5 protein-coding genes are annotated in these 4,128 nt (G+C 49.7%); 1 reads left to right on the forward strand and 4 read right to left on the reverse strand.

Annotation, left to right across the window (positions count from 1 at the left end; genetic code table 11):
* The 4 genes from A918_RS21460 to rpsL all read right to left on the reverse strand — a co-directional run.
* A partial coding sequence (locus tag A918_RS21460; RefSeq protein ID WP_245257292.1) for a GTP-binding protein occupies positions 1-137 on the reverse strand: 137 nt, incomplete at its 3' end.
* A gap of 64 nt (positions 138-201) precedes the next feature.
* The gene (gene fusA, locus A918_RS0104850) at positions 202-2,286 is read right to left on the reverse strand and encodes an elongation factor G (RefSeq protein ID WP_022709961.1); all 2,085 of its coding nucleotides are present in this window, start codon (positions 2,284-2,286) and stop codon (positions 202-204) included.
* Positions 2,287-2,316: 30 nt separating this feature from the next.
* Positions 2,317-2,787 carry a 30S ribosomal protein S7 gene (gene rpsG, locus A918_RS0104855; protein ID WP_022709962.1) on the reverse strand — a complete coding sequence of 157 codons (471 nt, stop codon included), beginning with the start codon at positions 2,785-2,787 and terminating at the stop codon, positions 2,317-2,319.
* A gap of 69 nt (positions 2,788-2,856) precedes the next feature.
* Positions 2,857-3,228 (reverse strand): 30S ribosomal protein S12, encoded by a 372-nt coding sequence (gene rpsL / locus A918_RS0104860; RefSeq protein WP_022709963.1) that lies wholly within the window; start codon positions 3,226-3,228, stop codon positions 2,857-2,859.
* Between the two features lie 502 nt (positions 3,229-3,730).
* Between rpsL and A918_RS0104865 the strand changes: the two genes are divergently transcribed.
* Positions 3,731-4,039 (forward strand): hypothetical protein, encoded by a 309-nt coding sequence (locus A918_RS0104865; RefSeq protein ID WP_022709964.1) that lies wholly within the window; start codon positions 3,731-3,733, stop codon positions 4,037-4,039.
* The last annotated feature ends 89 nt before the right edge of the window (positions 4,040-4,128 follow it).

Below are 4,128 nucleotides of genomic sequence, written 5' to 3' on the forward strand. Positions count from 1 at the left end.
TCGATCTGGTCGTAAGCGCGGAAGTCACCAAAGAATTTGGTGATTGCAGCTGTCAACGAGGTCTTACCATGGTCAACGTGACCGATGGTGCCGATGTTGACGTGTGGTTTAGTACGTTCAAATTTGCTCTTTGCCATCTGAGCTCTCCATAAATTTAGCCTGCTCAGGCATTCTTATTTTAACGAGCGTAAGCCAAAAGGCTTACGCAAACTTCTTCTGGATTTCTGCGGCTACTGCTGCAGGAACCGGCTCATAATGGTCGAACTGCATGGTGTACTGGGCGCGGCCCTGTGACATCGAGCGCAGGTTGTTCACGTAACCAAACATGCTGGCCAGTGGAACATTTGCGTTAACTACAGTAGCAATACCACGGGCTTCAGTACCGGAAATCTGACCACGACGGGAATTCAGATCGCCAATAACGTCACCAACGTAATCCTCAGGAGTCACGACTTCGACCTTCATGATCGGTTCGAGCAACTGAGCGCCGGCTTTCTGTGCACCTTCACGGAATGCTGCACGGGCAGCGATTTCGAAGGCCAGAACAGACGAGTCAACATCGTGGTATGCACCATCGATAAGGGTCGCCTTAACACCGAGCATCGGGAAGCCTGCCAGAGGACCTGCACCCATAACGCTTTCGATACCCTTCTGAACGCCCGGGATGTATTCCTTAGGAACAGCACCACCAACGATCTTGGAATCGAAGATGAAGTCATCGCCTTCATGCGGCTCAAATACGATCTTAACACGAGCGAACTGACCGGAACCACCGGACTGTTTCTTATGTGTATAGTCGATTTCAGCTTTACGGGTGATGCTTTCACGATAGGCAACCTGCGGCTGACCAATGTTAGCTTCAACCTTGAACTCACGACGCATACGGTCAACCAGAATGTCGAGGTGAAGTTCACCCATACCGGCAATAATGGTCTGACCGGATTCTTCGTCCGACTTAACGCGGAATGAAGGATCTTCAGCAGCCAGACGGTTCAGGGCGATCCCCATCTTTTCCTGGTCAGCTTTGGTCTTTGGTTCAATCGCGATTTCGATAACCGGATCAGGGAATTCCATACGTTCCAGAATAACAGGCTTCAGCGGATCGCAGAGCGTGTCACCGGTTGTGGTTTCCTTGAGGCCAGCCAGAGCAACGATGTCACCGGCAAAGGCTTCTTCGATATCTTCACGGGAGTTCGAGTGCATCTGCAGCATACGGCCGATACGTTCGCGCTTACCCTTAACAGTGTTTTCGAGAGAAACACCCTTGGTCAGCTTACCCGAGTAAATACGTGCGAAGGTCAGAGAGCCAACGAACGGATCGTTCATGATCTTGAATGCGAGCAGAGAAAGCGGAGCTTCGTCTGAAGATTCACGGGTTGTTTCTGTTTCAGTCTTTACGTCGATACCTTTAATCGCAGGCACTTCGTTAGGAGCTGGCAGATAATCAACAACTGCATCCAGAACAGGCTGAATGCCCTTGTTCTTGAACGCGGTGCTGCAAAGTACCGGATGGAACTGAACAGCAATTGTACCCTTACGGATCAGCGCACGCAGCTCATCATTGGTTGGCAGAGTACCTTCCAGATAAGCTTCCATTGCAGCTTCATCGATTTCAACAGCAGTTTCGATCAGCTTTTCGCGATATTCTTCTGCTTTTGCCTGAAGGTCAGCAGGAATTTCACCAACCTGCGTCGGAGCGCCGATTGAGCCATCCCATGTCAGGGCCTTCATCTCAACGAGATCGATCACACCGCCAAATTCGTTTTCAGCACCGATTGGCAGCTGAATAACGAGAGCAGTTGCACCCAGACGGGTTTTGATCATTTCTACGCAGCGATAGAAATCCGCACCGATCTTGTCCATTTTATTGACAAGAACCATACGTGGTACGTGGTATTTCTCAGCCTGACGCCATACGGTTTCAGTCTGCGGCTCTACACCGGCGTTAGCATCGAGAAGTGCGATCGCACCATCGAGAACGCGCAGGGAACGCTCAACTTCAATCGTGAAGTCAACGTGACCAGGAGTATCGATGATGTTGAAGCGACGCTTCTTGCCATCACGGCCTTCCCAGAATGTGGTGGTCGCAGCAGAAGTAATCGTGATACCACGTTCCTGCTCCTGCTCCATCCAGTCCATTGTGGAGGCGCCGTCGTGCGTTTCACCGATTTTATGGTTCTTACCTGTGTAGAACAGGATACGCTCAGTCGTTGTCGTTTTACCGGCATCGATGTGCGCCATAATACCGAAATTACGGTAGTCTTCGATTTTATATTCGCGGGCCATAATATTTGCTCTTTGAATAGAGTTCGACGATTACCAGCGGTAATGCGAGAATGCGCGGTTAGCTTCAGCCATACGGTGCGTATCTTCACGCTTCTTAACAGCCGAACCACGGTTGTTTGCAGCATCAAGCAATTCGCCGGACAGACGATCAATCATCGTTGTTTCGTTGCGGTTGCGAGCGGCATTGATCAGCCAGCGGATTGCCAGCGCCTGACGACGGTCAGGGCGAACATCAACAGGAACCTGATAAGTCGCACCACCAACACGGCGGGAGCGCACTTCCACATGCGGCGCAACATTGTCGAGCGCCTGATGGAACATCACCAGACCATCCTGCTTAGCTTTCGCTTCAACAGAATCCAGAGCACCGTAAACGATGGACTCTGCAACAGATTTCTTACCATGAAGCATAATTGCGTTCATGAATTTGGTCACAACCAGATCACCAAACTTTGGATCCGGATTGATTTCACGCTTTTCAGCACTGTGACGACGGGACATATTTGTCTCTTTAATTACATCGGGCTCAACTCACCTGAGGATCAGGTGGCCGGTATCCCCGGAAAATTATTATTTAGGACGCTTAGCACCATACAGCGAACGACGCTGCTTACGGTTTTTAACACCCTGGGTATCGAGCACACCACGGATGATGTGGTAACGCACACCCGGCAAATCCTTGACGCGGCCGCCGCGGATCATAACTACCGAGTGCTCCTGAAGGTTGTGACCTTCACCCGGAATATAACCAATAACTTCAAAGCCGTTGGTCAGACGAATCTTTGCTACTTTACGCAGCGCCGAGTTCGGCTTTTTCGGGGTTGTTGTATAAACGCGGGTACATACGCCGCGCTTCTGTGGGTTTGCCTGCAGAGCAGGAACCTTATTACGCTTAACCTGCGCCTGGCGAGGTTTGCGGATCAGCTGGTTTACGGTAGGCATTGAACCTTCCTCTACTAAATAAACTCGTATCTTTTGCCCAAATGGGCCGTTTCACCGTTATGCATATGCACAAAATCGGACATTGTGCCAACGCTAGCGCTGGCATGCCCGAACAAAAGCAGAGGAAGTTACCTTCATGCGAACGGCAATTTGCATTTTAGATCGTAAAACGAACCCTGTTTGAGACAAACTCCAGAGTATGTCACTCCGGAACAGCCAGCCTCACATCGGCTCAGATGGTGTGCTGATACGCTTAAAGGCGCGTTTCGTCAAGACCGGCAGCGGAGTTTTCTGATTTATGACAGACAAATCGGAATTTCAGCCCTTAAAAGCGGGTAATTTTGTCTGAAATTGCATCACTTGTTATGCAAATCACATAAAATACCGGCAGAATCCTTATCCGACTGTCCTTTTGGATGATTATCTTTTATGCAGACAGTCTGATTCAGCCGTTTCAGGCCCTGATACAGGGCAAGTTTAACCGGAAATTAAGGAATGCCCCGTGTCAGACACAAATCCCGATTCGAATGAAGTGTTTCTCATTATTGCAGATGCATGGAAGGACGGCGAGAGCGATCCCGTCAATGTCCACATCCTGTTGAAATCGGAACCGGAAGAAGATGTCATTCAGGCAACTTTGGAAATCCTTGCCAATGAAGGTTTTGCTGAAGCCGAAATTACCGAAATCGGTACATTGACCGAGCAGCCGGAAGAAGAACCATATCTGAGCGGTTACAATACCGCCCTCTCCGGTCAGGTTGCGATGATCGAGTTTGACGGTTCCCATGAAGATGATGAAGACGAAGAATAATCGTCCCTCACCTTAACGATGAAAAAGCGTCGCTTCATGCGGCGCTTTTTTTATGAACAGTTTCTCCTGCTCGCATACAAAAAAAAACC

The sequence above is a fragment of the Pseudochrobactrum sp. AO18b genome (assembly GCF_000409565.1).
GTDB classification, from domain to species: domain Bacteria; phylum Pseudomonadota; class Alphaproteobacteria; order Rhizobiales; family Rhizobiaceae; genus Pseudochrobactrum; species Pseudochrobactrum saccharolyticum.